Annotated in this window: 25 protein-coding genes, 1 other RNA gene, 1 pseudogene and 1 other annotated feature; of the genes and pseudogenes, 5 read left to right on the top strand and 22 right to left on the bottom strand. The window is 29.1% G+C overall.

Annotated elements, in window-relative coordinates:
* The 4 genes from dnaX to GSH19_RS05815 all read right to left on the bottom strand — a co-directional run bounded on the left by dnaX (window position 1) and on the right by GSH19_RS05815 (window position 3,020).
* On the bottom strand, window positions 1–1,707 hold the full coding sequence (dnaX, locus tag GSH19_RS05830) for a DNA polymerase III subunit gamma/tau (RefSeq protein ID WP_237027164.1): 1,707 nt from the start codon (window positions 1,705–1,707) through the stop codon (window positions 1–3).
* Between the two features lie 115 nt (window positions 1,708–1,822).
* Window positions 1,823–1,908, bottom strand: an RNA gene (ffs, locus tag GSH19_RS05825) — signal recognition particle sRNA small type.
* Between the two features lie 45 nt (window positions 1,909–1,953).
* A complete protein-coding gene (gene tadA / locus GSH19_RS05820) occupies window positions 1,954–2,412 on the bottom strand; it encodes a tRNA adenosine(34) deaminase TadA (protein WP_237027163.1) in 459 nt (152 codons plus the stop codon).
* Window positions 2,412–3,020 (bottom strand): class I SAM-dependent methyltransferase, encoded by a 609-nt coding sequence (locus GSH19_RS05815; protein WP_237027162.1) that lies wholly within the window; start codon window positions 3,018–3,020, stop codon window positions 2,412–2,414. The genes tadA and GSH19_RS05815 overlap by 1 nt, the downstream gene beginning before the upstream one ends.
* A gap of 149 nt (window positions 3,021–3,169) precedes the next feature.
* Here GSH19_RS05815 and nrdH point away from each other — a divergent pair, with 149 nt between their 5' ends.
* The 3 genes from nrdH (at window position 3,170) to nrdF (ending at window position 6,653) form a co-directional block, all read left to right on the top strand.
* A complete protein-coding gene (nrdH, locus tag GSH19_RS05810; RefSeq protein WP_237027161.1) occupies window positions 3,170–3,400 on the top strand; it encodes a glutaredoxin-like protein NrdH in 231 nt (76 codons plus the stop codon).
* Between the two features lie 100 nt (window positions 3,401–3,500).
* A complete protein-coding gene (nrdE, locus tag GSH19_RS05805) occupies window positions 3,501–5,666 on the top strand; it encodes a class 1b ribonucleoside-diphosphate reductase subunit alpha (RefSeq protein WP_237027160.1) in 2,166 nt (721 codons plus the stop codon).
* Between the two features lie 18 nt (window positions 5,667–5,684).
* Window positions 5,685–6,653, top strand: coding sequence for a class 1b ribonucleoside-diphosphate reductase subunit beta (nrdF, locus tag GSH19_RS05800; protein WP_237027159.1), 969 nt, complete (start codon window positions 5,685–5,687; stop codon window positions 6,651–6,653).
* Between the two features lie 49 nt (window positions 6,654–6,702).
* Here nrdF and mprF read toward each other — a convergent pair.
* The 16 genes and pseudogenes from mprF to GSH19_RS05720 all read right to left on the bottom strand — a co-directional run bounded on the left by mprF (window position 6,703) and on the right by GSH19_RS05720 (window position 20,277).
* Window positions 6,703–9,198 (bottom strand): annotated as a pseudogene (mprF, locus tag GSH19_RS05795) (bifunctional lysylphosphatidylglycerol flippase/synthetase MprF).
* Window positions 9,199–9,320: 122 nt separating this feature from the next.
* Complete coding sequence (rplL, locus tag GSH19_RS05790; protein ID WP_237027158.1) at window positions 9,321–9,689, bottom strand: 50S ribosomal protein L7/L12; 369 nt, start codon at window positions 9,687–9,689, stop codon at window positions 9,321–9,323.
* Between the two features lie 40 nt (window positions 9,690–9,729).
* Window positions 9,730–10,227, bottom strand: coding sequence for a 50S ribosomal protein L10 (rplJ, locus tag GSH19_RS05785; RefSeq protein WP_237027157.1), 498 nt, complete (start codon window positions 10,225–10,227; stop codon window positions 9,730–9,732).
* A 25-nt stretch (window positions 10,228–10,252) separates the two neighbouring features.
* Window positions 10,253–10,373: a sequence feature (ribosomal protein L10 leader region), on the bottom strand.
* A 54-nt stretch (window positions 10,374–10,427) separates the two neighbouring features.
* Window positions 10,428–11,117, bottom strand: coding sequence for a 50S ribosomal protein L1 (gene rplA, locus GSH19_RS05780; protein WP_237027156.1), 690 nt, complete (start codon window positions 11,115–11,117; stop codon window positions 10,428–10,430).
* A 98-nt stretch (window positions 11,118–11,215) separates the two neighbouring features.
* Window positions 11,216–11,641 (bottom strand): 50S ribosomal protein L11, encoded by a 426-nt coding sequence (gene rplK / locus GSH19_RS05775; protein ID WP_237027155.1) that lies wholly within the window; start codon window positions 11,639–11,641, stop codon window positions 11,216–11,218.
* Between the two features lie 128 nt (window positions 11,642–11,769).
* Window positions 11,770–12,321 (bottom strand): transcription termination/antitermination protein NusG, encoded by a 552-nt coding sequence (nusG, locus tag GSH19_RS05770; RefSeq protein WP_237027154.1) that lies wholly within the window; start codon window positions 12,319–12,321, stop codon window positions 11,770–11,772.
* 97 nt (window positions 12,322–12,418) lie between these two features.
* On the bottom strand, window positions 12,419–12,598 hold the full coding sequence (secE, locus tag GSH19_RS05765) for a preprotein translocase subunit SecE (protein WP_237027153.1): 180 nt from the start codon (window positions 12,596–12,598) through the stop codon (window positions 12,419–12,421).
* Between the two features lie 18 nt (window positions 12,599–12,616).
* Window positions 12,617–12,763, bottom strand: coding sequence for a 50S ribosomal protein L33 (gene rpmG / locus GSH19_RS05760; RefSeq protein ID WP_237027152.1), 147 nt, complete (start codon window positions 12,761–12,763; stop codon window positions 12,617–12,619).
* A 61-nt stretch (window positions 12,764–12,824) separates the two neighbouring features.
* Window positions 12,825–13,397: a sigma factor gene (locus tag GSH19_RS05755; RefSeq protein ID WP_237027151.1), complete on the bottom strand. Its 573-nt coding sequence runs from the start codon at window positions 13,395–13,397 to the stop codon at window positions 12,825–12,827.
* Between the two features lie 165 nt (window positions 13,398–13,562).
* Window positions 13,563–14,081 (bottom strand): NYN domain-containing protein, encoded by a 519-nt coding sequence (locus tag GSH19_RS05750; protein WP_237027150.1) that lies wholly within the window; start codon window positions 14,079–14,081, stop codon window positions 13,563–13,565.
* Window positions 14,081–14,839 (bottom strand): 23S rRNA (guanosine(2251)-2'-O)-methyltransferase RlmB, encoded by a 759-nt coding sequence (gene rlmB / locus GSH19_RS05745; protein ID WP_237027149.1) that lies wholly within the window; start codon window positions 14,837–14,839, stop codon window positions 14,081–14,083. The genes GSH19_RS05750 and rlmB overlap by 1 nt, the downstream gene beginning before the upstream one ends.
* Window positions 14,829–15,248: a Mini-ribonuclease 3 gene (locus tag GSH19_RS05740; RefSeq protein WP_237027148.1), complete on the bottom strand. Its 420-nt coding sequence runs from the start codon at window positions 15,246–15,248 to the stop codon at window positions 14,829–14,831. Before GSH19_RS05740 ends, rlmB begins: the two co-directional genes overlap by 11 nt.
* A 3-nt stretch (window positions 15,249–15,251) precedes the next feature.
* Window positions 15,252–16,661, bottom strand: coding sequence for a cysteine--tRNA ligase (cysS, locus tag GSH19_RS05735; protein WP_237027147.1), 1,410 nt, complete (start codon window positions 16,659–16,661; stop codon window positions 15,252–15,254).
* A gap of 103 nt (window positions 16,662–16,764) precedes the next feature.
* A complete protein-coding gene (gltX, locus tag GSH19_RS05730; protein ID WP_237027146.1) occupies window positions 16,765–18,252 on the bottom strand; it encodes a glutamate--tRNA ligase in 1,488 nt (495 codons plus the stop codon).
* An 81-nt stretch (window positions 18,253–18,333) separates the two neighbouring features.
* Window positions 18,334–19,716 carry a DNA repair protein RadA gene (gene radA / locus GSH19_RS05725; protein ID WP_237027145.1) on the bottom strand — a complete coding sequence of 461 codons (1,383 nt, stop codon included), beginning with the start codon at window positions 19,714–19,716 and terminating at the stop codon, window positions 18,334–18,336.
* Window positions 19,717–19,737: 21 nt separating this feature from the next.
* The gene (locus GSH19_RS05720; RefSeq protein ID WP_237027144.1) at window positions 19,738–20,277 is read right to left on the bottom strand and encodes a dUTP diphosphatase; all 540 of its coding nucleotides are present in this window, start codon (window positions 20,275–20,277) and stop codon (window positions 19,738–19,740) included.
* Window positions 20,278–20,428: 151 nt separating this feature from the next.
* Between GSH19_RS05720 and rpiA the strand changes: the two genes are divergently transcribed.
* Window positions 20,429–21,130, top strand: coding sequence for a ribose 5-phosphate isomerase A (rpiA, locus tag GSH19_RS05715; protein ID WP_237027143.1), 702 nt, complete (start codon window positions 20,429–20,431; stop codon window positions 21,128–21,130).
* Window positions 21,131–21,208: 78 nt separating this feature from the next.
* Complete coding sequence (locus GSH19_RS05710) at window positions 21,209–22,549, top strand: C1 family peptidase (RefSeq protein WP_237027142.1); 1,341 nt, start codon at window positions 21,209–21,211, stop codon at window positions 22,547–22,549.
* Window positions 22,550–22,604: 55 nt separating this feature from the next.
* Here the strand turns inward: GSH19_RS05710 and GSH19_RS05705 are convergent, their stop codons facing one another.
* Both GSH19_RS05705 and GSH19_RS05700 read right to left on the bottom strand, forming a co-directional pair.
* The gene (locus tag GSH19_RS05705; RefSeq protein WP_237027141.1) at window positions 22,605–23,291 is read right to left on the bottom strand and encodes a 2,3-diphosphoglycerate-dependent phosphoglycerate mutase; all 687 of its coding nucleotides are present in this window, start codon (window positions 23,289–23,291) and stop codon (window positions 22,605–22,607) included.
* 27 nt (window positions 23,292–23,318) lie between these two features.
* Complete coding sequence (locus tag GSH19_RS05700) at window positions 23,319–24,284, bottom strand: DMT family transporter (protein ID WP_237027140.1); 966 nt, start codon at window positions 24,282–24,284, stop codon at window positions 23,319–23,321.
* Window positions 24,285–24,298 lie beyond the last annotated feature (14 nt).

Genomic DNA, 24,298 nt, shown 5'->3' with positions numbered 1-24,298 from the left:
TTAATCATCTTTAACATTAATTATATCATCGCCAAATAAATCATGGGCTTTTTTTGTAACTTCATCATCATCTTTATTTAAATCTTCACTATTTTCATTTGAATTAGAAATATTTTCTTTATTTTTATTTAAATAATCTTTTCTAATTTTTGGCCAATCATCATTTGGTACAAAAGCAATTTGTGGAACAAAATTTAGGATTCGATCTAATCCATTCTCTAAAGCAATTCTTAATTCATCATCATCATCAGCTTTTTGAAATAAAAATCCATAATCAAATGAAACTACAACACCTTTTTCACTTGCTGCAACTGGACTAGACGAATGCATTATTGCTCTTTGCGTAACTGATAAAGACTGTAATAACTCATCCCAAATATTTTTATAATTAATCAAGTCAGCTTTTTTTGCTTCTTTTAATACGTCATTAATTTTAGTTAAATTAACTTTTACTGTTGCTTTTTTTACACTTGTTTTATCATTTTTATGTGTTTCTGTATTTACAATTGGTTGACTTTTTTCAGATATTTGATGAGATAAATCACTAACTTGTTTCTTCAATGATTCAATTTGATTTTCTAAATACTCAGTATTTTGTCCCATATTATCTACTGATGTATTTTCTTTTAATTTTCCTAACTTAACAGTCGCAATATCTAAATAAACATCTAGATTATCAGAAAATCTCATTTGTTGTTGAATTGAATTTAAGATTTCAATACAATCATAAATTTCTTCATTACTTACTATTTTTGTAATATTTTCAAAATTTTGATCAATTAATCCTAGTTCACTTTCATTAACTGCAGCAGGATTTTGTTTAAATAAAAGAATTGCTTGGCAATAGTTAATTAAGTCTTCAATAAAACGATTAGGATCTTTCCCATCGTCTAAAATCGAACTATTAATTGCTAGTGCTTCTTTAATATTTCCTTCAAACACTAATTTTAAATAATCAGCTAGTTTATTTTTAGTAACCGTTCCTGTAACTTGCAATGCACTTTCATAAGTTAAATTATTTCCATCATAAGAAATGACCTGATCTAAAATACTAAGTGCATCACGCATTCCACCTTCTGCATTCTTAGCAATTATTTTTAGAGCGTCTTCTTCATAATCAATCTTTTTATCATCTAAAATAAATTTCATTCGATTTAAGATTTCGACTGCTTTAATCCTTTTAAAATCGAATCTTTGTGTTCTAGATATAATTGTGGCTGGAATTTTATGAGGTTCGGTTGTTGCCAAAATAAAAATAACATGTGCTGGAGGTTCTTCTAAAGTCTTTAATAAAGCATTAAAAGCCCCTGTTGATAACATATGCACTTCATCAATAATATAAACCTTATATTTAGCAATACTTGGTGCATACTTCGCCTTATCTCTAATATTCCTTATTTCTTCAACCCCATTATTGGAAGCTGCATCAATTTCAATTACATCATTTAATGATCCCTGATTAACTGATTGACAAATTTCACATTCGTTACAAGGTTCACCATCTTTTAAATTGGGACAATTTACAGCTTTAGAAAATATTTTAGCTGCTGAAGTTTTCCCAGTTCCTCTAGGCCCAGTAAATAAATATGCATGACTTATTTGATTTGTTATCAAAGAATTTTTCAATGTTTGTGTTATTACTTTTTGACCAACTAACTCATCAAATGTAGTTGGTCGCCACACACGATATAATGCTTGATAACTCATTTTCAAAACCTCACTTAAATTATTAATTAATTCATATTATAAACTGCACTTTTTATTATTTCTATTAATTAAAAAAAATCTCTTAACCAAAATTTTGATTAAGAGTTTATATTCTAATAACAAGAAGCACAGTCCAAAATCTACTTAGTGCTGCTTTCTCTCGAACCTGACACGATTCATAGGATGAACTTGCTTCAAGGCCTTACGGCATCTACTATAATATCGTATTTATTTTAAAATGTCTAGTTAAGACTTTCGTTTATTTTTAAAAAATTCTTTCATTATTTTACTTGCTTCCTCAAACTCAATTCCGTTGGTAACTTCAACTTGATGATTTTGTCTTGAATCAGATAATAATTGATACAAACTATTAATGCTACCGGCTTTTTTATTTTCTGCTCCGTAAACTACTCTTTTAATTCTTGAGTTTAAAATTGCGCCGGCACACATTACGCAAGGTTCAATCGTAACATACATAGTACAATCTATAAGTCTCCAACTTTTTTGATTAATATTAGCTTGTTCAATTGCATTAATTTCTGCATGTTGCATAGCAATATTTGAATGCTCACGAAAATTATGTCCTCTGCCAATTATTTGGTTATCTTTTACCACAACTGCTCCAATTGGAATTTCACCAATTGTTGCAGCTTTTTTAGCCTCTTTTAGAGCTTCTCTCATATAATAAGAATCATAATTCATCATTATTCACCTATTTTTTTACTTTTTAAAATATAATAACCTTTATCCTTTTTTACGATTTCTGCATTACCAAATTTTTCTAACATTAATTTTTGAGCAGAAGGAGCTCCTTGCTTTTTTTGTAATACTACAAATAAAAATCCATTATCTAATAAATAATCATATGCATTACCAATCATTTCACTAACAATTTTTTTACCAGCTCTAACTGGTGGATTAGTAATTATTCCTGCAAATTTATTATCAATTGAATCATATACACTAGAATTATAAATTGTTACATTTTCTACATTATTTAATTTAGAATTTTTATTAGCTAATTCTAAGGCACGATTATTTACATCAGTCATATGAAAATATCGATTTGGAAATTCATGTCCCAAAATTATTCCAACCGGTCCATATCCACACCCTAAATCTAAAATTGGACCTTCAGGTAAATTAACTAAATCTACATTTTTAATTAATAAACTTGAACCAAAATCAATTGTTCGTTTAGAAAAAACACCATTATCTGTAGTAAAAAAAAACTTATGATTAAAAATATCAAAATTAATTTGTTTCTCATCATGTTTTGAATTCGGATTTGTTGTATAATAAAAGTCGCTCAATTTATTACCTACTTTCTTATAAATAAATCAACACTATATGTTGTGAAACATTTTACGCAAAACACAATATATAGTGTTTTATTATGTTGAATTTTATTTTTTTGAGTGTACAATTGATAAATGTACTAGAGATTAGGAGATGAAAAGTAATGCCAAAAATAGCTGTTTACACTAAAGAAAATTGCATGCAATGCAAGATGACTAAAAGATTTTTAACCGAAAAAAACGTTGAATTCGAAGAAAAAGATACAACTTCAAATCCTGAATATGTTTCATTTCTAAAAGAAAATGGATTCCTTTCACTTCCAGTTGTTGAAGTTGATGGACAACCTCAATTCAGTAATTTTAGACCAGATGCATTAAAAGAATTAGTTGGCTAATTCTTTTTTTATTTAACCTTAATATTATAATACATAATATTAAATCAAGATATTAATAAACAGAAATACTTAATTAAGAATTTAGAAAGTAGGGAATTTCATGTCTTTAAAAGATGACAAAAAAGTAAGCTATTATGCTTTAAATAATCAAGTTAATATTCCAATTGATGGACAAATTCAATTAGATAAAGATCAAGAAGCCCTTGATGCCTTCATAAAAGAAAATGTAATTCCAAATACATTAAAATTTGATAGTTTAAAAGATAAATTTGATTATCTTTTAAAAAATGACTATCTTGAAGAAGATTTTATAAATAAATATAATTTTTCATTTATTGAAAAAATTTATAACTATTTAAAAGAACAAGATTTTCATTTTAATTCATTTATGGCTGCATATAAATTTTATGCTCAATATGCATTAAAGACTGATGATAATGAGTATTATATTGAAAATTACATTGATAGAGCTGCAATGAATGCACTTTATCTAGCTGATGGAGATGAAAAATTAGCCTTAAACCTTGCTGATGAAATCATTAACCGTAGATTTCAACCTGCTACTCCTACTTTCTTAAATGCTGGTCGTAAAAGACGTGGTGAATTTGTTTCATGTTTTCTAATTCAAACTACGGATAATATGAACACAATTGGTAGAACTATTAACTCAGCGCTTCAATTATCTAGAATTGGTGGTGGAGTTGGAATTAACCTTTCTAACCTTCGAGGAGCTGGAGATCCAATTAAGCATATTGAAGGCGCTGCTAGTGGTGTACTACCAGTTATGAAATTACTCGAAGATAGTTTTTCTTATTCTAATCAGTTAGGACAAAGACAAGGTGCTGGAGTAGTTTATCTTAATGTTTTCCATCCAGATATTATTCAATTTTTAGGTGCTAAAAAAGAAAACGCTGATGAAAAGGTTCGTCTTAAAACATTATCATTAGGAATTACTGTTCCTGACAAATTTTATGAATTAGCTGAAAAAAATGATGATATGTACTTATTTAGTCCTTATGATGTTGAAAGAGAATATAATACACCCTTCTCTTATGTTGATATAACCGAAGAATATGATAATTTAGTTAAAAACCCAAATATCAAAAAGACAGTTATTAAAGCAAGAGAACTAGAAACTGAAATTGGAAAATTACAACAAGAGTCTGGATATCCATACATTGTTAATATTGATACTGCTAATCGTAATAATCCAATTGAAGGAAAAATCGTAATGAGTAACCTTTGTTCAGAAGTACTTCAAGTACAAAAGCCTTCAGTTGTTAATGATGTTCAAGGATATGATGAATTAGGAACTGATATTTCATGTAATTTAGGTTCAACAAATGTTACTAATTTAATGGCTTCACCTGATTTTGGTAAATCAGTTGATACCATGACTAGAGCCTTAACTTTTGTAACTGAAAACTCAAGTATTGATGTTGTTCCTTCAATTAAAAAAGGGAATGATTTAGCTCATACAATTGGTTTAGGTGCTATGGGTCTACATGCATACTTTGCTAAAAATCATATGTACTATGGCTCTAAAGAATCAATTGAATTTACCAGTCTTTATTTCCTATTATTAAACTACTGGACTTTAAAAGTTTCTAATGATATTGCTCGTGAAAAGAAAACTACTTTTTACAATTTTGAAAACAGTAAATATGCCGATGGATCATATTTTGATCAATATACTAATCAAGAATGGCAACCAAAATCACAAAAAGTATCAGATCTTTTCAAAGGTGTTTTTATCCCATCTAAACAAGACTGGGAAGATTTAAAATCATCAGTTATGAAAGATGGTTTATATCATCAAAATCGTTTAGCAGTTGCACCTAATGGATCTACTGCTTACATTAACGATACTACTGCAAGTCTTCACCCTATCATTAACAAAATTGAAGATCGTCAAGAATCAAATATTGGAAATATCTTTTACCCTGCTCCATACTTATCAAATGATACAATGCCATATTATGAATCAGCTTATGACATCGATATGAGAAAAGTGATTGATGTGTATGCGGCAGCTCAACAACATGTTGACCAAGGAATGAGTTTAACCTTATTTATGCGTTCTACAATCCCAGAAGGAATTTATGATTGGAAAGATGGACGATCAGAAAAAATGTCAACTCGTGATTTAACAATTCTTAGAAATTACGCCTTCAAAAAAGGAATTAAATCAATTTATTACGTTAGAACGTTTACCGATGATCAAGAAGAAGTTGGCGCAAATCAATGTGAAAGTTGTGTAATTTAATTTTTTAAGGAGGAAGTTATGGAACAACAAAATAATTATGAAGCAATTAATTGGAATGAAATCAATGATGAAATTGATAAGGCAACATGGGAAAAATTAACTGAACAATTTTGGCTTGATACAAGAATTCCTCTTTCAAATGATTTAAAAGACTGGCGTGAGTTAGATGAAGATCGTCAATGGTTAGTTGGTCATGTTTTTGGTGGTCTAACTTTACTGGATACTCTTCAATCACAAGATGGAATGGCTGCTCTAAAAAAAGATGCAATCACTCCTCACGAAATTGCAGTTCTTAATAATATTCAATTTATGGAATCAGTCCACGCTAAAAGTTATTCATCAATTTTTTCTACTTTAAATACTCCTGAAGAAATCGATGATATCTTTGATTGGAGTGATAGCGAAGAATATCTTCAAAATAAAACCAAAAGAATTTATGAATTATATCATGATGATTCAAACCCATTAAAAAAGAAAATTTCTAGTGTATTTTTAGAAACCTTCTTATTTTATTCAGGATTTTTTACCCCTCTTTGGTATTTAGGAAATAACAAGCTAGCTAATGTTGCAGAAATTATTAAACTAATTATTCGAGACGAATCCGTTCATGGTACTTACATTGGTTACAAATTCCAAATTGAATTTAATCAATTAAGTGAAAATAAACAAAATGATTTGAAAGATTGGATGTATAACTTCATGTACGATTTATATTCAAATGAAGAAAAATATACTCATCTTTTATATGATAAAGTTGGTCTAACTGAAGAAGTATTAACTTTTATTAGATACAATGCTAATAAAGCATTAATGAATCTTGGACAAGAACCAATGTTCCCAGATACTGCTGAAGATGTTAACCCAATTGTTATGAATGGTATTTCAACTTCTACTGCTAACCATGATTTCTTCTCTCAAGTTGGTAATGGATATCGACTTGGTAATGTTGAGGCAATGGATGATAATGATTATAAAAAATGGTTTTAATTAAAAAGGAATTAATTATCTGTATTTTCCAGATAATTAATTCCTTTTTTTATTTTCTCTTTTTATTAACAACAGATAATAATTGTAACATGGTAAAAATCAATGAATTATTTTTTCGATAAACAAAATATTTAGAAGACCAATGATTAACATATTTTTCTTTGTATAATCGTAGTCCCTTAAAATTATAAAAAGCATCACCATATTTATAAATAAGATTTACTACCTTTTCATTCACAAAACTAAACTTTGATTTACCAACATTTGAAAATGGTGCCATTCCAAGATTAAATAATTGATAATTATTCTTTTGATTATATTTAAATAAATTAATAAACATTAAATCCATAATTCCAGATGGAGCATCAATTCCTGATCTCATTAAATCAATTTATGTCATAATTTGATTATTACTTGGCATAATATTAGCAAAAGCCACAATTCTTTGATTTTCATCTTTAATTACCGCAATTGATGACCTTTCTAGATAATATTGATCAAAAAAACCTAATGAGAAACCTTTTTCTTTTTTTCCTGATAACCATTGATTAGAAATTTCTTTTAAATCATTAATTAAATTTAATTCAAAAGGTGGATTTAAAACATCAAATGTATATCCTTCTCTTTCAAATTTATTCATTAAAGCTCTTTCACCACGTCTTTTCTTACCTGATAAAGAGAAGTCATTTAATTGAACATATCCTTCTTCACCAGCTTTAATGAAATCAAATCCTTTTTCATGTAATAGCATTGTTAAATCTTCACTAATTTCATAAAAAACTAAATTTAAATTAATTAAATCAGCATCTTCCATAAATTGATCAATTGCATCATTAAGATAATTTTTATTTCCAATTGGATCTCCCATGATAATTAATTTATTAGCCTTTTTTACATACATAAACATTAATTGATCTTCGGTATCAACTTGATAATAGTAAATTTTTTTATCTCTTAAATAAATTAAATGACTTATTTCATTACCACCAAATTTATTTAATAATGAATTTATTCTTAATTCATCGAATGGTAAATTAAACCAATTTACTTTTTGAGATGATAAATAAATATAAACTAAAAATAAAACTAAAATAGCAAGTAAAAATCCGACTAATCCAATCAACCAGACATGTTCAGATAATAAAATCATTCTCACTTTAGAACTAACGATATGATTATTTAATGAATATAATCCAACAAGTCCATAACTCACGAGTGATATAAAAAATATTCCTAAATCAATTAAAAAATTACCCCAAGAATATGTTAACTTTGTTCGATAGAAAGTATCCTTAGAAAGAAATAGAAATAATAATATAGCTCCTAAAAATATTGTTATTTTAAATGGAAAATCCTGTTTCCAAAGTGTATTTATCATCGCAAATATTAAAACTATTACTGTTGGCCAAAAAGCCTTCTTTACTCCAGACGCAACACCTCTAGCAAGACCAATTAAAAGAAATGCAACCACAATATTGGTTAGTTGACCTAAAAAGTAGACAGTATAAGGTGCTAATGACAAATAAAAGGGATTTACTAAAACTAATTTAGGAAAAATTGAAATTAAAATCATCATAATTGCAGAAAAATACATAAAAATAATTGTAATAATCAATGATACTTTCTTCAAAATAAGTTTTGGTAATCCATCAAAATAATTGTTTATATGACCAACTAAGTCTATTAAATATAAAATTGTTCCAATTAAAAATGGAATCATATAATAAAACACTCGATATAATAATATCCAACTAGCACTTAAAGAAGGCGAAATACCCATACTATTTAATGCAGTTAACATCATTAAATCAAATGATCCCAAGCCTCCAGGAAGCATTGAAACAACTCCTAAAACATTAGCAGCAAAAAAGATTGGAACCACTATCAAAAAATTTGGTGATAAATTAAGAAAATATCCAATTATTAAAAATAAAGAAGCACAAGATCCCCATTCAAGTAAGGATCCTCCTATTAAAGTAAATTCACGTTTAATAGTTAAGTCTTTAAAATAATCAGAATCACTAATTCTTGTTATTAAAAATATAATTGGAAAATATATTGAACCACCTAATAATAAATACCAATAATGTGAAAATTCATTTCCACTCTTTGAAAGAAACATAAAAATAAAGGAAACTAAACAATATGTAGATAATCCTGAAAGTAAAAACAGAGCAATTTTAGATATTGCATAAAGAATTTCCTTTTTTGAAGCATTATCCTTATAAAAATTAGCTCTTAAACTTGCTCCTAAAAAACCACCAAATCCAGCAATATTTGTAATTGTGTTAGTTATCCAACCACTTTTAAAAATATATTTCTTTTTAAAATTACCAGGTAAAAATTTTACGATTGTAAAATCATAAATTAACATTGGTAAGACAGCAACAATTCCTAAAATAGTTAAGATTAAAATATGTAAAACATCTAAATTATTAATTGCATGTTTTACCTCTCCACCATTTATTTCTTTAATTACTTTATATGATTCAGAGGACACAATTAATAATACAAATATAATAAAAATTGTTTTTAATAAATTCATGTTTTTATTGATAAAATTTTTAGTTTTATTAAAAATATTATACATAAAAGTTTTTTCTCCTACCTTAATTTTTATAAAAAAAAGAGATGTGAATTTCACATCTCTTTAATCTGACATTAAAATTATTTAAGATTAATGCCTGCGCCAACTTCTTCAAGTTTTTCTTTGATTTCATTAGCTTCGTCTTCGCTAACGCCTTCTTTAACGATTGAAGGAGCGTTATCAACAAGATCTTTAGCATCTTTAAGACCTAATCCAGTAATTTCTCTAACTACTTTGATAGCCTTAACTTTTTGGTCACCTGATGAAGCTAATTCAACATCAAATGAGTCTTTAGCACCAGCATCGGCACCACCAGCAGCACCACCAGCTGCAACAGGAGCAGCAGCACTAACACCGAATTCTTCTTCAATAGCTGAAACTAAATCGTTTAAGTCAGTAATTGAAGCTTCTTTAATTTGTTCAATAATATTTTCTTTATCAAAAGCCATTTTATTTTCCTCCAATAATTATGAGTTATTTATAATAATTTTATTCTTCTGTTTTTTCAGCAACAGCTTTAACAGCATATGCAACATTACGTACAGGAGCTTGTAATACACTTGCAAGACTTGAAAGTAATTCTTCACGATTTGGAAGAGTAGCGTAAACGTTAATTTCATCGATTGAGGCAACTTTACCTTCGATAATTCCACCCTTAATTTCAACGGCATCATGATCGTCAGCAAATTTCTTCAAGATTTTAGCTGGGGCAATTGCATCTTCTTCAGAAAAAGCAACAGCACTAGGTCCAACAAAGATATCTTTAAGATCAGAAAGTTCTGCTTTGTCTGCAGCACGACTTAATAATTTGTTTTTAATAACACTTAGTTTTACGCCAGAATCACGTAATTGCTTACGTAATTCAGTATCTTCAGCAACTGATAAACCACGAGTATCAACAACAATAGCAGAAACAGAGTTAGTAAAACGTCCTGCGATGTCATCAACTAATTGTGCTTTAGCAGCAATAACATTTTCTTTTGGCATAATTTCACCTCCCAATTTTTTTATGGGATTTAATAAAAAATCCCTATGCTCGCTAAAACATAAGGAAAGAAAAACTTACTCCTCGGCAGGCTGGAAGATTAAGGCAATTAAGCCACCTGAGTCTTAGGCGAATCATATTAACTTAATATTATCATATTTGAAAAGTATCAGTCAATCAGGGATTTTTTATAACCTCTTAATTAAAGTGAATCAACATCAACCTTAACACCTGGTCCAAAAGTAGTTGAAACAGAAACATTAGTAATGTAACTACCTTTTACAGTTGATGGACGATTTTTGATAATTACATCTGAAATAGTTTTTAAGTTTTCAGTTAATTTGTCAGCATCAAATGAAGCTTTACCAATAGCAACTGCAACGTTACCATCACGGTCAGTACGGTAAGTAACCTTACCAGACTTAGCTTCACTAACAGCTTTAGTTACATCCATTGTAACTGTACCAGTTTTAGGGTTAGGCATTAATCCTTTAGGTCCTAATACACGACCTAATTTACCTACTTGTGCCATCATGTCAGGAGTTGCTACAGCAACATCAAAGTCTAACCAACCATTTTGAATACGTTCAGCAAGATCTTCATCACCAACAACATCTGCACCAGCAGCTTCAGCTTCTTTAGCTTTTTCACCTTTAGCAAATACTACAACAGTTTGATCCTTACCAGTACCATTAGGTAATACTACGGCACCACGTAATTGTTGATCAGCTTGTTTAGTATCTACACCTAACTTAAATACGATTTGTACTGAATCGTCAAAGTTAGCAAAATCAATTTTTTTAACTAATTCTACAGCTTCATCAACTGCATAATTTTTTTCTTTGTCAATTTGTTTTACAGCTTCTTGGTATTTTTTACCTCTTTTAGCCATTTTGTTTTCCTCCTTGCAATTGTGGTTATAACGGAAATTCCTCCCACTTGATATTTTGTTTTTAAACAAAACATCAGAACTACTTCAATAATAGACGATTAACCTTCAACAGTGAATCCCATACTACGAGCAGTTCCTTCAACCATGCGCATTGCTGCTTCAACGTCAGCTGCGTTTAGGTCTTGCATCTTAGTTTCGGCGATTTCTTTAACCTGATCACTAGTTACAGTTGCAACTTTTTTAGTGTTAGGTTCACCAGAACCATGTTCAACACCTGCTGCTTTTTTCAATAGAACAGCTGCTGGTGGAGTCTTAGTAACAAAATCGAATGAACGATCTTCATACACTGTAATAACAACTGGAATCAACATACCTGCTTGATCAGCAGTACGTGCGTTGAATTCTTTAGTGAATCCCATAATATTAATACCAGCTTGACCCAATGCAGGTCCAACTGGAGGAGCGGGTGTTGCTTTTGCCGCTGGGATTTGTAATTTAACAACATTAGCTACTTTTTTAGCCACGAGACATACCTCCTTAAGTCCGTGTTGTGGTAATTGAAGATTAGTATTTCTTCTCCCACATGTTACTTAGCATGTTCACAACATACTATGACAATATAACATATCATAAAAAAATTTACAATTAAATTTTAAAGTTCAATAGGTTTTACTTGGTGAAAATCTAATTCCGTACTTGTTTCTCTACCAAACATATCTATGTCAGCTTTAACTTTACCTTTTTCGTTATCAATTTCAGTAATTTTACCAACTAATCCTTTAAAAGCACCGTCAATAATGGTGATAGAATCACCAACATTACTATCAAGTTCTTTATATTTTTCTTTAACACCCATTGCTGCCATAACACTATCTACTTCTTCTGGTAATAATGGAGTTGGTTTTGAACCTTGACCGTGAGATCCGATAAATCCTGTAACTCCCGGAGTATTTCTTACAACATACCAAGCTTGATCTGTCATAATCATTTGAACTAAAACATATCCAGGGAAAATTTTTTCATTAACAATTTTTTCTTTATCATTTTTAACTTCTAATTCTTCAGTTTCTGGAACAATTACATCAAAAATATAATCTTCCATACCCATTGATTCTTTTCTAGAATCTAAATTAGTTTTTACTTTATTCTCATAACCTGAATAAGTATGTAAAACATACCATTGTCTTTCTAGTGTCTCTACCAATTGAATAATCTCCTTATTTTAATCAAAATAAAAAAACTTCGTTTCCGAAGTTCTTGCCTAAAACAACTATATCAAATTTAACAGCCAATTTCTATAACTAAACTAACTTAGATAGTAAATTTTGAAATACAAAATCAACAAATCCTAGGAAAGCAGCAAAAAATACTGTCATACCAATAACTACAGATGTATCTCTTTTTGTTTGTTGCGCATTTGGCCAAACAACTTTTTTCATTTCAGCAACTGTATTCTTTAAAAAATTAATAAACTTTTTCATTAGATAAAACTCCTATACTTATGGATTAGCACGATGTAAAGTTTGCTTACCACACTTATTACAAAACTTCTTTATTTCTAGTCTTTGTTTTGAATTAGCATTAGCAGGAACATTATAATTTCTCGAACCGCAATTAGAACACTCCAATGCAACTTTAGATTTCATAATAAAGTTGCACCTCCTTCATATAACTTATATATTATCATTTGAACTATAAATCGTCAATTTATATATGTATACAAGTTTTTAATTTCTTTCTACATTTACCTAAAGTTAATTTGTATTTAACATTACTACTATCAATTTCTGCATCTAATTTTGTAAGAACATTCATTAATACTTCTTTTTCCTGACAATTACATAAACTTAATGCTTCATTAATAATTTCAGTATTTTTTAATTTTGCATCTACTTCTACTTTAGGATCAATGATTGTTTCTTCGAAATAAAGTGATACCTCTTGAAATGATATTATGTTCTTACTTGGAATTCTTTTTTGAGCTTGCATTTTCCTTAGTAAATCAAATATATGATTTCTTAAATTTGATTTATAAAAAGCACCAAATGTAATATTTCTATCTTCTTTAAAGTTAACCAAAGTTTTCAGCATTACAATTGCGGCTTCTTGTTCAAAATCGTTCAAATCCATTCCATCAATATTATACATACTCCAAAACTTTAATAAAATTGGACGATATTTTTGCATTAACATTTCAAAATAAACATCGTCACCTTTTTTTGATAACTGAATCATTTTTTCTAATCTATTTTTCTTTCCTTCAAAATCATCTCTTCTCATTTTATTTCCCCTTTTAATTTGATAATAATAAATATAATCTAAACAAAAAGAAAACATCAATCGAACTAACATTCGCTTTAAAAGACTATATAATTCTTCAATTCAAATTTAATAAATAAATTTATAAAAATAAAAAAAGTGTTAATTTTATTGAAAATTAACACTTCACAAAAGGTCATCTCTTAATTTTTCTAATTCAGAAATTTGCTTTTCATTGAACGGATTATTACGAGTCTTATTTTTATTATTATAATTTGTAGTTGTATATTTAATTTCTTTTTTTACTCTGTTTACATCCACTAATAATTCTCTTGAAGAAATTCTAAGTGCTCCAGCAGAAAAAATAGTCCATTGTTCTGCCTCATCACTTGTTGCAACCACTACTTGAACTAATAAAGATTGCTTTAGTTTTGCTAATGACTCAATATAACTATCTGCTGTCTCGTCTTTACTTGTCCATATGACTTCCATGTTCCATTTTTTGGACTTCTTAGCTAATCCAGGTACATACATAGCATCAAATACAACAATTATTTCTTTATTTGTAAATTTTCGATATTCTGAAAGTTCTCTTAACAACTCATCACGAGCTTGACCTAATTTATTTTCTAACTTTAATTCATTTAAATGTGGCCATTGTCCAATTACATTATAGCCATCAACAATCAGTAATTCTTTTTTCATTAAAGAGGATTCCTACTATTAAATCCTTGATAAATTAATAGTCCAGCAGCCACTGATGCATTTAAACTTTGAATATCCCCAACCATTGGAATTGTTAGCATTTCATCCATTTGTTTTTTTAGTAGCGGTGAAATACCTTTTCCTTCACTACCAATAACAACTGCACTTGCTCCATTAGCATCCCATTTTCTATAATCTAATCCATTCATGTCAGTTCCAAAAATCCAAACACCATTATCTTTTAATTCTTTAACTGTATTAACTAAGTTAGTTACCCTAGCAACTGGTACTCTTTGAATAGCTCCAGCAGAAGTTTTTGCCACTGTTGAAGTTAATCCAACTGCACGATGCTTTGGAATAATTATTCCATGAACTCCGGCAGCATCAGCCGTTCGAATAATTGATCCTAAATTATGTGGATCAGCTATATTATCTAAAATAACAAAAAAAGGTGCTTCATTTTTTTCTTTAGCATTCTCAAATAAATCATCAATATCAGCATACTCAAATGCAGCAATTGATAAAATAACTCCTTGATGGTTTTGATTATCACTCATTAAATCTAATTTTTGTTTAGGAGCATTCGAAATAACTAAATGTCTTTCTTTAGCTAATTTAACGATTTTTTTAATTGTATCATCATCACTTTTAATTCCATTTTGTAAAAAAAGTTTATTAATACTTTGATCACTTTTTAAAGCAGATACAACCGGATGTCTACCAATTATAAAATCAGCATCGGTTTCGTTATTTTTCATATTGAATTCTCCCATCATCAACTTGCTTAATACACCATTTTGCCAATTCGGATAATCTTTGTTCTTGACCACTAATTGATAAGAAACCAAACAAAGCTTCAAACCCAGTTGAAATTCGATAAGTTACTACGCTAGTATTTTTAGCATGCGTGTAACTTTTAGCATTTCGACCTCGTTTAAAAAAATATATTTCTTCATCAGATAAAATTTGTTCTTGTTCCATTAGTTCAATTAAACCAGCTTGAGCTTTAGCTGAAACATATTTAGTTGCTCGTTTTTGTAATTGATTAGGCTTTGCCATTCCTAATTCAATTAAATGTCTTCTAACAAAAGGTTCATAAACTGCATCACCTAAATACGCCAGTACAACTCCGTTAAGTTGTCTATATTGAATATTATTGTCTGACATTAATTAATTTTCCCTTCTAAATCTAGTACCTGCATTAGTATCTTCTAAGATAATTCCCTTTTCTTTCAATTCATCCCTAATTTTATCACTCAAAGCAAAGTCTTTATTTTTTCTAGCATTGTTTCTTTGTTCAATTAATGATTTAACTTCATCATCCGCTAAATCTTCAGTAGCTAAATCAATTCCAAAAATACTTGATAATTCATTTAATCGATTTAAAATTAAAGAAATTGTTTTATCAAACACAAAATCTCTTTCAGAATATATATTACCTAATTTAGCTAATTCGTAAACCTCTGCAATTCCATTTTGTGCGTTAAAATCATCATCCATTGCATCTTGAAAATTAGCTTGAATTTGTCTAACTTCTTGATCAATTTTTGGATCATTTCCTTCATCAGCACTACTCATACGATGTTCTAAATTATTATAAGCATTTTTAATTTTCTTTAAATTATTTTCTGCTTCTGTTACTTTTTCTTGATTATAAGCAATTGGTCTTCTGTATTGAGTTGTAGACATTAAAAATCTTACAACTTCTGGATTCACTTCTTTGATTAGATCGTGAACTGTAATGAAATTACCTAATGATTTACTCATTTTTTCATTTTGATCACCAACTGTTACGAATCCGTTGTGTAACCAATAGTTTGCAAATTTTTCTTTATTTTTTGATTCACTTTGTGCAATTTCATTTTCATGATGTGGAAATTCTAAATCAATTCCACCACCATGAATATCAAAATTATTTCCTAAATATTTATTAGACATTACAGAACATTCAATATGCCAACCTGGTCTTCCTTTACCAAATGGAGCATCCCAATATACTTCATTTAGCTTTACTTTTTTCCATAATACAAAATCAATTGGATCTTCCTTTTCATTAGCTTCTGCTTCTGTGATATGTTGACTTGCACCATTTTCTAATTCATCAATATTTTTATTACTTAATTTACCATAATTTTTGAATTTTTTTGCACGAAAGTAAACACTACCATTACTTACGTAAGCCATACCATCATCAATTAGTTCTTCAATAAATTTTATAATATCATCAATGTGTTCAGTAGCACGAGGATTATTTGTAGCCGGTTTAACATTTAAAGCAGCAGTATCTTCCATAAATGCATCAATGTATCGATTAGTTAATACATCATAAGAAATTCCTTCTTTATTAGCCTCATTAATAATTTTATCGTCAATATCAGTAAAATTAGATACATAAGTAACATAATATCCCAGATATTCTAAATATCTTCTAATTGTATCAAAAGCAACAACACTTCGTGCATTTCCAATATGAATATAATTATATACAGTTGGTCCACAGACATACATCTTCACCGATCTTTTATTAATTGGTTTAAAGGTTTCAAGTTGATTAGTGAATGAATTATATACTTTTAGCATCTGTTTTCCTCCTATTTATTAATAGCTAGGTGTAATTCTATCATAATTTATTAATGTTTTTCTTAAAAAAATACATTAATCAATTGATTAATGTATTTTCTTCTTATTTAATTTGATTTAATGTTTGTTCAATATGTTTAAGCGCTTTATCACGACCAATTAATTCAATTGTTTCAGGTAATTCTGGTCCATGCATTTCATGAGTAACAGCAATTCTAATTGGCATCCAAAGTTGTCTACCCTTAATTTTAGTATTCTTTTGAACTGTTTTAATTGTTTTTAAAATTTCAACAGTATCAAATACTTCAATATTTTTAACTAATTCTGAAAATTCTTTCAAGACTACTGGAGCAGTATCATTACTAATTTCTTCTAAAGCTTCACCACTAACTTGATCAAAATCTTCAAAGAAAACAGATGCCATTTCATTAATTTGAGCCATATAACTCATTTGTTGTTTATAAACATTAATTAGTTTACGACACCATTCAACAGTTAAGGCATCTGGATTTGATTGAATGTTTCCAGCTTTAACTAATTGTCTTAAAGCCAAATCCATCACAATATCTTCATCACTAGATTTAACATATTGATTATTAATCCATTCTAATTTTTTATTATCAAAAGCAGCTGGTGATTTTGATAAACGATTTTCATCATACATTTTAATAAATTCTTTTTTAGAATAAATTTCATCTTCTCCAACTGGAGACCAACCAAGTAAGGTAATAAAGTTAAACATCGCATCAGGTAAATAACCAAGATCACGATATTGTTCAATAAATTGAATAATTGATTCATCACGTTTACTTAATTTCTTACCACTATCAGCACTAGTAATTAAACTCATATGACCGAATTTAGGATGATCCCAACCAAATGCTTCATAAATCATCATTTGTTTTGGAGTATTTGCAACATGGTCATCACCTCTAAATACATGTGAAATTTCCATCATGTGATCATCAACTACAACGGCAAAATTATAAGTTGGTGTTCCATCAACTTTAGCAATAACAAAATCTCCACCAATTGTATTGGATTGGAAAGAAACTTCGCCTTTAACCATATCGTCCCACTTGTATTCTTTATTCTTAGGAACTGCAAAACGAATAACTGGTTTAATTCCAGCAGCTTTAGCTTCATCAATTTTAGCTTGCTTTTCATCTTCAGTCATACCTGCAAATTCATATTCGTAATGTGGCATAACTCCTCTTGCTCTTTGTTCTTCTCTTTGAGCTTCAAGTTCATCTTCTGACATATATGACTCATATGCTTTACCTTCATCAATTAATTGTTGAATTAATGGTTTGTAAATATGATTTCTTTCAGATTGACGATATGGTCCAAAATCACCAGGATTTTCGGGACTTTCATCCCAATCTAAACCAAGCCATTTAAGATTATCTAATTGACTAGTTTCTCCATCTCCAACATTTCTTTTTGTATCAGTATCTTCAATTCTAATTATAAATTTACCTTTATTTTTTCTAGCAAATAAATAGTTGAATATTGCAGTTCTAGCATTCCCAATATGCAAGTGTCCTGTGGGACTAGGTGCATAACGAACTCTAATTTTCTTGTTAGCCAACCTTAATTCTCCCCTTCAAATAACATCTTTTTCAATACTATTAATCTTACAATGAAAAACATAAAAAATAAAGCTAGCTTCCTATTTTTTTAGTGCAATATTAAGCGCTTCACTTATTGTTGCAACCCCTATCACATCAATTCCTTTAGGAGGTGTCCATCCTGATAAGTTATTCTTTGGAATTAAAATACGAGAAAATCCTAATTTTTGGGCTTCTTTAACTCGTTGTTCAATTCGATTTACTCTTCTAATTTCTCCAGTTAATCCGATTTCTCCGATATAACATTCCATTGGATTAGTCCCTTGATTTCTATAACTTGAAGCAATTCCAATTGCTGCAGCTAAATCAATTGATGGTTCTTCTAACTTAACTCCTCCAGCAGCCTTTAAATAGGCATCTTGATTTTGTAACATCAATCCTGCTCTTTTTTCTAAAACTGCCATAATCAATGAAACTCGATTTCGATCTAATCCAGTTGCTGTTCTCTGCGCGTTACCAAAAACAGATGGTGTAAGCAAAGCTTGAATTTCAACTAAAATTGGTCTAGTTCCTTCCATTGAAACAACAATTGCTGAACCAGTTGCATCCTTTAACCTTTCTTCTAAGAAAATTTCTGATGGATTCAATACTTCTTCTAATCCATCTTCAGTCATATCAAAAATTCCTAACTCATTAGTTGACCCAAATCGATTTTTGACTGCTCTTAAAAGACGATACGAATGGTGTTTATCACCTTCAAAATAAAGAACTGTATCAACCATATGCTCTAATGTTTTAGGCCCAGCAATTGCTCCACCTTTGGTAACATGTCCAACAACAAAAATCGTAATTGCATTAGTCTTAGCAATATTCATCAAATCATTAGTAACACTTCGAACTTGTGAAACAGAGCCAACAGTTGATTCAACTTCACTTTCTTGCATTGTTTGAACAGAATCAATAATTACAATATCTGGATTAATATTATCAATTGCAGCTCTAATTGAAGTCATATCAGTTTCAGGATATAAATAAAGATTAGATTCATTAATGACACCAAGTCGATCAGCTCTCATTTTAATTTGATCAGCACTTTCTTCTCCTGAAACATAAAGGACTTTTTTATCTTTATTACTTAATTGGCCAGATACTTGTAATAACAAAGTGGACTTTCCTATTCCAGGATCTCCACCAATTAAAACTAAAGAACCAGGAACCACTCCTCCACCAAGCACACGATTAAGTTCTGAAGAATCAACCTCAATTCTTGGTGCATCTTCAGCTTTAACTTCACTAATTAGTTGAGGTTGTGACTTATGTCCATCCATTGAAACTCTTGTTACATTTGTTTTTCCGGGAGTTGTTTTTTGAACAACTTCTTCAACTAAACTATTCCATTCACCACAATTAGGGCAACGGCCTAAAAATCTAGGTGATATATATTCACAATTTTGACATTTATATTGTATTTTTGGTTTGGCCATTAAAAATAGCTCCTTAAATAATTATTGACCAGATGAGCCAAATCCGCCAGTTCTTTTCATCTTGTCAGTTTCATCATCATTATCAGTTTTTAAATACGGCATAAAAATTCCTTGTCCAATTTTATCACCTTTTTTAATTTTACGATCTAATAAACCAAAGTTCATTAGTTGAATAAAGATTTCACCTTCATTTTTATCATTATCATAATAATCAGAATCAATTACACCAATTCCATTTGGAACTACCATATTTCTTTTTAAAGGCCCACTTGATCGATTAGCAATCATTAAAAACTCATCATCTTGCATATATGCTTTAATACCAGTTGGAATTAAATATGGTTTAATAATTTTTTGTGCTTTTTCTAAGTCTTCATCTGAAAGATTATCTTGATGCTTTAAAAGCCATAGTCCATTTAAAAAATCCTTTTTCCAGATTGAGGGTAATACAAAATCTTCTGCACTTTCGAAGTCATATCCGGCAGATGCATTGGTTGCTCTTTTAGGTAAATTTAATTTACTATTTTGATACTTTGAAACAATATTAAATCCTCTTTTCATAATTAAATCTCCTATCTTATTTTTTAATTGGTAACTACCATTCTAACAGCAAACTTTAAATTTTAACATTACTTGACAAAATGTCAAAGACAATAGAAAATTAAAAGAAGTAAGAGTGTGCTGAATTTTCCATAGAGAGGTAGTTACTAATATGAAACCTTGTAATCAAGATGATTTAAAAAAGGCAGTTGGTAAAGAGGCAGTTAAATATATTGAAAATGGTATGATTGTTGGCCTTGGATCTGGAAGTACAATTAAATATATGCTTGAAGCACTTTCAGAAAAAATCAAAAACGAAAATATTAATATTGTTGGAATACCAACCTCTAAACATACTGAATTATTAGCAGAAAGCTTAGGAATTGTAACAAAAGATATCAATGATGTGGATTATATTGACTTAACAATTGATGGTGCTGATCAGATTGATCAAAACTACCAAGGTATTAAAGGTGGCGGGGCTGCCCACTTAATGGAAAAAATTGTTGCAATTAATTCTAAAAGAAATATGTGGATTGTTGACGAAACAAAATTTGTTAAAAATTTATCTTATCCACTCCCCGTTGAAGTAGTTCCACAAGGTAGTCGTCAATTATTCAAGAAATTTGATGAAAAAAATTACCATCCTAAATTTAGAGTTGATGATAATGATAATTTTGTTAAAACTGATTCTGGTGATTATATCATTGATTTGTATTTAGGTGAATTTCGTAATCCATATGAATTATCACTTGAAATTGATACACTTACAGGTACGATTGAACACGGATTATTTATGGACATTGTAGACACAATTATTGTAGAACATCCAAATGGTCCTGAAATAATCAATACCAACCGAAAAGAAGTATAATCTACTTCTTTTTTTTATTGCAATAATTTCTCATTAGTTTAGAATACAGTTAACAAATTAAAGGAGTGTGTCAGTTTTATGAGAGAAAATTCAATTTCATCCGAATCAATTAATAAGTTTCAAAATAATTTATCAGAAAATAAAACTTCTGATATTATTAGAAGATCTGTTAGTAAAAATGGTATTTTAGCTTCATCTACTGAAATTCAATCAGATGAACTAATGAAACCAGTTTTTTCAGTTGAGGTTTCTGAAAAACAAGATGTTCCTAATCAAAAACAAAGTGGTCGTTGTTGGATGTTTGCAGCTTTAAACACAATGCGTTATGACTTAACTAAAAATTTTGGTTTGCCTGCTGACTTTGAATTATCTCAAAACTTCATTAATTTTTGGGACAAATTTGAAAAGTCAAACTATTTCTTAGAAAATGTATTGGCTACAGCAAATGAACCAATTAATTCTAGAAAAGTATCTTTCTTGATGCAAACCCCTCAAGAAGATGGTGGTCAATGGGACATGTTATGTTCATTAATCGAAAAACATGGGCTTGCTCCAAAAAGTGCAATGGAAGAAACATTTAATAGTGAACACTCAGGTCAATTAAATAATGTTTTAAATACTAAACTAAGAAAAAATGCAAAAGAATTACGTAAAATGGTGGCTGATTCTAATAGTAATGATGAAATCAATGCTAAAAAAGAATCAATGCTTAATGAAATTTATCAAATCCTTGTATACGCATTAGGAAAACCAGCTGATAAATTCGATTTTGAATACTACGATAAAGATCATAAATACAATTTAGTAAAAGATTTAACTCCAATTGATTTTTATAAGCAATTCTTAAATCTAGATTTAGAAGACTACGTTTCAATCATTAACTCACCTACTGATGACAAACCATTTAATGATACTTATACCATTGAAATGTTAGGTAGCGTTGTTGGTGGACGTTCAGTTAAACATTTAAACTTAGAAATTGAAGAAATGAAAGACTTAGCTATTAAACAATTAAAAGATGGCGAAAGTGTTTGGTTTGGTTGTGATGTTGGAAAAGAATCTGACCGTCAAAAAGGAATTATGGATACTAATTTATTCCATAAGGATGAATTATTAGGTGCTGATTTATCAATGTCAAAAGCTGATCGCTTAAACTATGGTGAAAGTTTAATGACACATGCCATGGTACTTACTGGAGTCGATATAGTTAATGGTAAACCAACTAAATGGAAAGTTGAAAATAGTTGGGGTGACAAAGTTGGTACCAAAGGATATTTTGTTATGAGTGATGACTGGTTTAATGAATTTGTTTACCAAGTTGTTGTAAATACTAGATACATGTCAGATGAACAAAAGAAGAATCAACAAAAAGAACCAAAAATGCTTGATCCATGGGATCCAATGGGTGCATTAGCATAAATAAAAATGTTAAAAATAAAAAGCAAATTTCCATATAATTTGGAAATTTGCTTTTTTATTTATTCTCTTTTTCTATTACTTCTTTATTCAAGATGTTTAATTGATCATCGAAAGTATAAATTATTGGTTCACCGTTTGGAACCTCTACTTTATCAATTTCATCATCAGAAATATTTTCGAGATACTTAATTAATGCTCTCAATGAACTACCATGAGCAATTATTAATTGATTTTCTCCATCTAATAATTTAGGGACAACATTATTATTATAATATGGAACTACCCTATTATAAGTCATTTCTAAACTTTCAGCTTTTGGCTCAGTAACCCCTAAATTTAGATATTTAGAATCACTAATAACTGAATCTGACAGCTCAGGAGGTACTTCTTTGAAACTTCTTCTCCATAACTTATATTGCTTTTCTCCATATTCTTTTTTAACAGAATTTTTTTCTAATCCCCTTAAAGCACCATAATGTCTTTCATTTAATCGCCAACTTTTATTAATTGGTAAATAACTTTGGTTAATTTGACTTAATATAATATTACTAGTTAAAATTGCTCTTTTTAAAAAAGAAGTATGAACCATTTTAATATTCAAATCTAATTGATTTAACAAATTCCCAGCTTTTTGGGCTTCAAAAACTCCCTTTTCAGTTAATGGAACATCAGACCAACCAGTAAAGATATTCTTCTGATTAGCTTCACTTTCTCCGTGACGCATAATTATTAATTTACTCATTAGAATACCTTCTTTCTATTTGAAAATTTATACATCTTTTTCAGATAAAATATCTGAATCTTTTTCTTCATTTCGATTACCAATAAAAGTAATCACTGAACCTATTAGAATTATAACAATTCCAATCCAAACAGTTAAAGAAATTTTCTCACCAATTAAAAGCATCGCTAAAATTGGGGCCAAACCAGGTTTAATAAAGAAAACTAAAGAGGCAATAGAAACCCCTGCTTCTTGCATTGCCAAGAAATAAAATGCAAATCCTCCACCAGTTACACAAATACCAGTAAATAAAATAATTGGTAAATTACTCAAATTGACATTTTGTAAAATTGGCGTATTTGCAAATACCTTTAATCCTTTTGATGACTCTAAAAAATTAGCAATCGTTGGTATATGTGTTGCTCCAATCACAATCAATAATTCAATTGAACCAGCTATAAAAGTAAATGAAGTTAATGTTATTCCATCAAAATTATGTTTAAATGATTCATATCTTGAAAAAATACTATAAAAACCAAAAGTTAAAGCTGATAATAATCCTAAAAATAAACCAATTGGATGACTTAAATTAAAGGGATTAACAATAACGACTAATCCTAACAACGAAACTATTAATGAGATAAAATTTGTTCGACTAATTTTTTCATTCAAAATTAGATATGAAAAAATTAAAGCAAATAATGGATTAGAACTAAATAAAACAGCAACAATCCCAGGATCATCATATAAAATTGACATTTGATATAAACTCATACTAACAATGACACAAAATAAACCTGTCAGAAAAAATACTTTCCAATCTGACATTTTAATTTTCAAGTTTTGCTTATGCATAGATTTAATCGCAAAAGGAAGTAAAACAATTCCTCCAATAAAAAATCTAATTAAGTTTAATTGAATTGGAGAAAATTGGTTTCCAGCAATTTTTAAAGCAATCTCCATTGAACTAAACATAACAGTTGAAATCAAAACATATATATACGATTTTCGCAATTTTTTGAATACTC

The sequence above is a fragment of the Lactobacillus sp. S2-2 genome (genome assembly GCF_021698855.1).
In the GTDB taxonomy this organism is placed as follows: domain Bacteria; phylum Bacillota; class Bacilli; order Lactobacillales; family Lactobacillaceae; genus Fructilactobacillus.
This window is presented reverse-complemented; position numbering and strand designations above follow the sequence as displayed.

What these genes read in the sequence shown, in the direction of transcription:
- dnaX (WP_237027164.1), bottom strand. Translation starts at nt 1,707, where the DNA reads ATGAGTTATCAAGCATTATATCGTGTGTGGCGACCAACTACATTTGAT.
- tadA (WP_237027163.1), bottom strand. Translation starts at nt 2,412, where the DNA reads ATGATGAATTATGATTCTTATTATATGAGAGAAGCTCTAAAAGAGGCT.
- nrdH (WP_237027161.1), top strand. Translation starts at nt 3,170, where the DNA reads ATGCCAAAAATAGCTGTTTACACTAAAGAAAATTGCATGCAATGCAAG.
- nrdE (WP_237027160.1), top strand. Translation starts at nt 3,501, where the DNA reads ATGTCTTTAAAAGATGACAAAAAAGTAAGCTATTATGCTTTAAATAAT.
- nrdF (WP_237027159.1), top strand. Translation starts at nt 5,685, where the DNA reads ATGGAACAACAAAATAATTATGAAGCAATTAATTGGAATGAAATCAAT.
- rplL (WP_237027158.1), bottom strand. Translation starts at nt 9,689, where the DNA reads ATGGCTTTTGATAAAGAAAATATTATTGAACAAATTAAAGAAGCTTCA.
- rplJ (WP_237027157.1), bottom strand. Translation starts at nt 10,227, where the DNA reads ATGCCAAAAGAAAATGTTATTGCTGCTAAAGCACAATTAGTTGATGAC.
- rplA (WP_237027156.1), bottom strand. Translation starts at nt 11,117, where the DNA reads ATGGCTAAAAGAGGTAAAAAATACCAAGAAGCTGTAAAACAAATTGAC.
- secE (WP_237027153.1), bottom strand. Translation starts at nt 12,598, where the DNA reads ATGAAAAAGTTTATTAATTTTTTAAAGAATACAGTTGCTGAAATGAAA.
- rpmG (WP_237027152.1), bottom strand. Translation starts at nt 12,763, where the DNA reads ATGAAATCTAAAGTTGCATTGGAGTGTTCTAATTGCGGTTCGAGAAAT.
- GSH19_RS05755 (WP_237027151.1), bottom strand. Translation starts at nt 13,397, where the DNA reads ATGAGAAGAGATGATTTTGAAGGAAAGAAAAATAGATTAGAAAAAATG.
- GSH19_RS05750 (WP_237027150.1), bottom strand. Translation starts at nt 14,081, where the DNA reads ATGAAAAAAGAATTACTGATTGTTGATGGCTATAATGTAATTGGACAA.
- rlmB (WP_237027149.1), bottom strand. Translation starts at nt 14,839, where the DNA reads ATGAAAAATAACGAAACCGATGCTGATTTTATAATTGGTAGACATCCG.
- GSH19_RS05740 (WP_237027148.1), bottom strand. Translation starts at nt 15,248, where the DNA reads ATGTCAGACAATAATATTCAATATAGACAACTTAACGGAGTTGTACTG.
- cysS (WP_237027147.1), bottom strand. Translation starts at nt 16,661, where the DNA reads ATGCTAAAAGTATATAATTCATTCACTAATCAACTTGAAACCTTTAAA.
- radA (WP_237027145.1), bottom strand. Translation starts at nt 19,716, where the DNA reads ATGGCCAAACCAAAAATACAATATAAATGTCAAAATTGTGAATATATA.
- GSH19_RS05720 (WP_237027144.1), bottom strand. Translation starts at nt 20,277, where the DNA reads ATGAAAAGAGGATTTAATATTGTTTCAAAGTATCAAAATAGTAAATTA.
- rpiA (WP_237027143.1), top strand. Translation starts at nt 20,429, where the DNA reads ATGAAACCTTGTAATCAAGATGATTTAAAAAAGGCAGTTGGTAAAGAG.
- GSH19_RS05710 (WP_237027142.1), top strand. Translation starts at nt 21,209, where the DNA reads ATGAGAGAAAATTCAATTTCATCCGAATCAATTAATAAGTTTCAAAAT.
- GSH19_RS05705 (WP_237027141.1), bottom strand. Translation starts at nt 23,291, where the DNA reads ATGAGTAAATTAATAATTATGCGTCACGGAGAAAGTGAAGCTAATCAG.